The following is a 4,132-nucleotide window of genomic DNA, read 5'->3' as shown; positions in this document are numbered from 1 at the left end:
CAGACCCGGCATAATCCGAGTTATCTCGAATTCCTATCTGGGGTTGCGTGACCACCGTCCGCAACGAATGGTGAGAGTTCTTTACGACGGTCGGCGTGTCTGTCGCGGACGTTCTATCCGGGGTGGTTACGCTACGGATGTGACGACGATCACAGGAACGGTCGGGACGTGTTGTCGGGTGCAGCGGCTGGTCCTGCCCGAGGGCGGGGGCCACACCTGGACGGCGCTCGGCTCGGATCATCGCCCGGTGGTACCGGTGGAGGAGTACCTGGAATATCTTTGGGCCCAGCAGGTGTCGCCGAATACTGTGAAGTCCTATGCGCGGGCGTTGGCGTTGTGGTGGCAGTTCCTGGAGCTGTTCGGGCTGGTCTGGGATGCGGTGACGTTGGAGAACTTCGGTGCGTTCCTGACGTGGTTGCGTACCGGGGACGAGCCGGGGGTGGTGTCGATCGAGCGCCGTGGTGCCCGATTCGCCGAGTCGACGATCTCCGCGCGGCTGGGTGCGGTGCTGTCCTGCTACGACTATCACGTGCTCAACGGCGTGGACGTCGGCCGGGATCTGCATCGGATCACCCATCGCGGCGGCGGCCGGTACAAGCCGCTGCTCGAGCACGTCGCGCGGCGCAAGGGTCGTCGCCAGGCGGTGATCCGGGTGCGCCGCCCGGGCCGGGCGGCGCCACCGATCTTGACGCCCGAGCAGATCGAGCGGATCTGTGAGGCATGCGCGAGTTGGGATCCCGACACGCGGGAGTGGCGTGGGTCGGTGCGCAACAGGCTGCTGTGGATGTTGTTGGCGGAGACGGGCGTTCGGCTGGGTGAGGCGCTCGGTTTGCAGCATCGCGATTGGCACACCGGGTGCGGCGACACCCCGTACGTCGAGATCGTCGCCCGAGACCGCCCACACGGGGTGCGGGCCAAGAGCGGCTACCGGCGGGTGTATGTCTCCGACGAGCTGGACCGCCTCTACGGCGAGTACGTCTGGCGGTTGTGCGAGGCCGGCGCCGATCTGGCCACCGACGACTTCGACGGCACCTGCGTGTTCGTCAACCTCGACCGGGAGCCGCGGTTCGCGCCGTGGCGACCGGAGTCCGTCTACGACCTGGTGGACCGGCTGCGCCGCGAGCTGTCCGGGCAGGTGCCGCAGGCCTGGACCCCGCACTGGATGCGGCATTCGCACGCCACGGCGCTGTTGTTGTCGGGGGTACCGGTGCACGTGGTGAGTCGACGATTGGGACATCTCGACGTGCAGACCACGCTCAACACGTACGCGCACGTGACCGAGGACGCCGAGATGCGGGCGGCCGCCGACTGGAAGGCGTTCACCGGCGGCTGGCGAGTCGGCGCGCACCGCGACGACCGGATCGGGTCCGGCTCGTGACCGGCGGGCGCGACGAGGCCACGATCGACTGGGTGGAAGCGGCCCGCGTCCGCTGCGACCCGCAGGCGCTGGAGGACTTGTGGGCGGCGGTGCCGGAACCGATGCGGCTGGCGTGCTTCGCTGAGTCGAGTGTCCCACCGGAATACGCGGGAGCGTTCTGCCACGACGGGACCTGGCGGGCCGGGGTGGACCTGTCGCAACTGCCGGAGCCGATGCGCCGGGAGGTGGCGTGGTGTGTGTTCCGGATCATCGAGCTGGGTGGGAAGATCCCGACACCGGGGTTGAGCATGCTGGTGCGCCGGCTCGTTGAGGTGATCGCCGATCGTGCCGGGCAGGCGCCCGCCTCCCTGCTCGGATTGCCCGTGCGGGACTGGTGCCAACAGATCCAGCGTGCGGTGCACCGGCGCCGCGGGCGGCTGCCGGCGGTCACCACGATGAAGAACATCCGCTGCCTGCTGACGCGGATGATGCGTCTGCTCGTCACCGCCTCCGACACCGGCCCGTGGTGGCAGCGGGATCGATGGAACCCGGTCGAGGACAACAGGATCCCGCTGCGCGAGCACGAGCCGATGGGCCGGTACTCGGTGCGGTTCGACCGGATCGGCACCCGGTGGCTGCGGTGCGGGCTGCAGTGGCACTGCAAGGTCGGGCTGGAGACGGGATCGTTGAGCTGGTCGACGGTGCACCGCCGGATCGTGGCGGTGGTCGAGTTCGACGGTTTCCTGGGCGGTCGCGGGGTGGAGGGGCCGTGGCTGGTCGATCACGCGGCCGGGACGCGCGCCCTCATGCTGGAGTTCCTCGGTCATCTCCGCGCCAGGCCGGTCACCCGGGGACGCCGCACCGGCCAGCGGTTGTCGCCGGAGTCGGTGCAGCACCGGGCCAGCGATGTGGAGCAGTTCTACCTGTTCATGACCGACAACAAGGACGCGGCCGCCGCGGCGCTGGCCGAACCGGGCTGGCTGCGACTCGGACCCGAGCACGCCAGCTTCTACCGGCGTGGTGAGCTGCCCGGCAAGCCGCGGCCCCGACTCGACGGTCAGGTCATCGACGACGACGCCATGACACGGATCATGGGCGGGCTGGACCTGCTCGGCGCCGCGGTCGGCGACGGCGGGTTCGGTGACGAACAGGCCATGCGGATCACCATGCTGGTGGCGTTGTTGGGCCGGCGCGTCAGCGAGATCTGCCTGCTCGACCGCGACCCACTGCTGCCGTTGTCGCCGACGACCCCGTCCTCACCGGGCGACCCCGCCGCAGACGGCGACGAGCAGGGGCTGGTCGCCAAGCTCCGCTACCAGCAGACGAAGATCGACGGTGCTCCGGACACCATCCCGGTGCACGCCGAGGTCGTCGCGATCATCCGCGAGCAGCAACAGTGGGCGCAGCGGTTCCTCGCCGAACACGGCGCACCCGGCAGGACCCCGAATACCTGTTCCTGGCCGCGCTGATGAACCGCAACGGCGACCGGCCGTACTCCGGCAACACTCTGCGGAATCTGCTGACCGATCTGGCCGTCCGGCTGGACGTGCGTGACAGCACCGGAGCCCTGGTCGATTTCAACCGCACCCACCGATTCCGCCACACCGTCGCCACCCGGTTGCTGAACACCGGCGTCCCGTTGCACGTGCTGCAGCGCTACCTCGGGCACCTCACGCCGACGATGAGCATGACGTATGCGCAGACGTTGCAGTCCACCGCCGAGGCCGAGTTTCTGCGCTTCCGCAAGATCACCGCCGACGGGCGCGAGCTCGAGGTCGATTCCCGCGACCTCTACGACATGCTCGAGCTGGACAGACGCACCGACCGGATCCTGCCCAACGGGTACTGCCTGCTGCCGCCCCGTCAGGTCTGCGGCAAGGGCAACGCCTGCCTGACCTGCGACAAGTTCGCCACCGACGCCACCTTCCTGCCCGAGCTGCAAACCCAGCTCGCCCGAACCACACAACTCATTACCGAACGCCGCGCGACATTCGAGGCCCGCACCGGACACCCGATGGGCGAGGACAACATCTGGCTCGCCGGACGCCACCAGGAACGCGACGCCCTCGGCCGAATCATCCTCACCCTCGGGCACACCCGGCTCGCCGACGGCACCGCCGGGGCGATACGCGGCGCCGGCGTCGAGGCTCGCACCGAGGCCATCACCGGAAAAGAGGACAACCACTGATGCGTGGCAACCCGGACAACCTCCGCCAGGCCGCCGCCCGCAAGAGCGCCGCCGCTCAGGCCCGAGCCGAGCAAGGACTGCATGAGATCATCCGCCGCAACGAGCCGATCACCTTCCGCGGCCTGGCCCGGACCGCGGGTGTCTCCCTGGACTTCCTCTACCGCTGCACCCCGATCCGGCAACGCGTCCAACAACTTCGGGCTCAACAGCAGAACACACCACCACCGGCAGCAGCGGCCTCGACCCGAGACGGAACTTCGAGCAGCGTCGTCCGCACCCTCACCGCCCAGCTCACCGAACTCAAACGGCGTCACCGTGACGAGATAGGCGCGCTCCAACAGGCGCTCGAGGCCGCCCACGGCGAGAACCTCGAACTACGTCGCCGCCTCGGCGCCCAACGCGCCCTCCACAACACCGAGACGCCCTGACGCTCCTTTTGCAGACGCGTACGCAAACGATCTACCGGCGTAGACACACAAATTCACGATCATTACCCCAGATAAGACGTCGAGATAACTCCGAATCGCTGTTCAAGACCCTCAAGTACGGACCGATGTGGCCGGAGAACTTCGCCTCGATCCACCATG

Annotated in this window: 4 protein-coding genes; all 4 read left to right on the top strand. The window is 68.4% G+C overall.

Going from position 1 to position 4,132, the window contains the following annotated elements; all coding sequences use genetic code 11:
• The first annotated feature begins 139 nt into the window (after nucleotides 1-139).
• From AZG88_RS19705 to AZG88_RS19690, 4 genes are read left to right on the top strand one after another with little or no spacing between them, the layout of a single operon-like run.
• Nucleotides 140-1,378, top strand: a complete 1,239-nt coding sequence (locus AZG88_RS19705) for a tyrosine-type recombinase/integrase (RefSeq protein ID WP_231914096.1) — start codon at nucleotides 140-142, stop codon at nucleotides 1,376-1,378.
• A complete protein-coding gene (locus AZG88_RS19700; protein ID WP_061698641.1) occupies nucleotides 1,375-2,826 on the top strand; it encodes a hypothetical protein in 1,452 nt (483 codons plus the stop codon). Before AZG88_RS19705 ends, AZG88_RS19700 begins: the two co-directional genes overlap by 4 nt.
• Nucleotides 2,754-3,545, top strand: coding sequence for a tyrosine-type recombinase/integrase (locus AZG88_RS19695; protein WP_061698640.1), 792 nt, complete (start codon nucleotides 2,754-2,756; stop codon nucleotides 3,543-3,545). Before AZG88_RS19700 ends, AZG88_RS19695 begins: the two co-directional genes overlap by 73 nt.
• Nucleotides 3,545-3,973, top strand: a complete 429-nt coding sequence (locus tag AZG88_RS19690) for a DUF6262 family protein (RefSeq protein ID WP_061698639.1) — start codon at nucleotides 3,545-3,547, stop codon at nucleotides 3,971-3,973. Before AZG88_RS19695 ends, AZG88_RS19690 begins: the two co-directional genes overlap by 1 nt.
• Nucleotides 3,974-4,132 lie beyond the last annotated feature (159 nt).

This window comes from Rhodococcus sp. LB1, from assembly GCF_001583455.1.
Classification (GTDB): domain Bacteria; phylum Actinomycetota; class Actinomycetes; order Mycobacteriales; family Mycobacteriaceae; genus Rhodococcus_F; species Rhodococcus_F opacus.
Note: the sequence above shows the minus strand (reverse complement) of the source record. Positions and strands in the feature narration are given on the sequence as shown.

Excerpts from the sequence above, each read along its gene's own strand:
- AZG88_RS19690 (WP_061698639.1), top strand. The coding sequence starts at position 3,545 with ATGCGTGGCAACCCGGACAACCTCCGCCAGGCCGCCGCCCGCAAGAGC.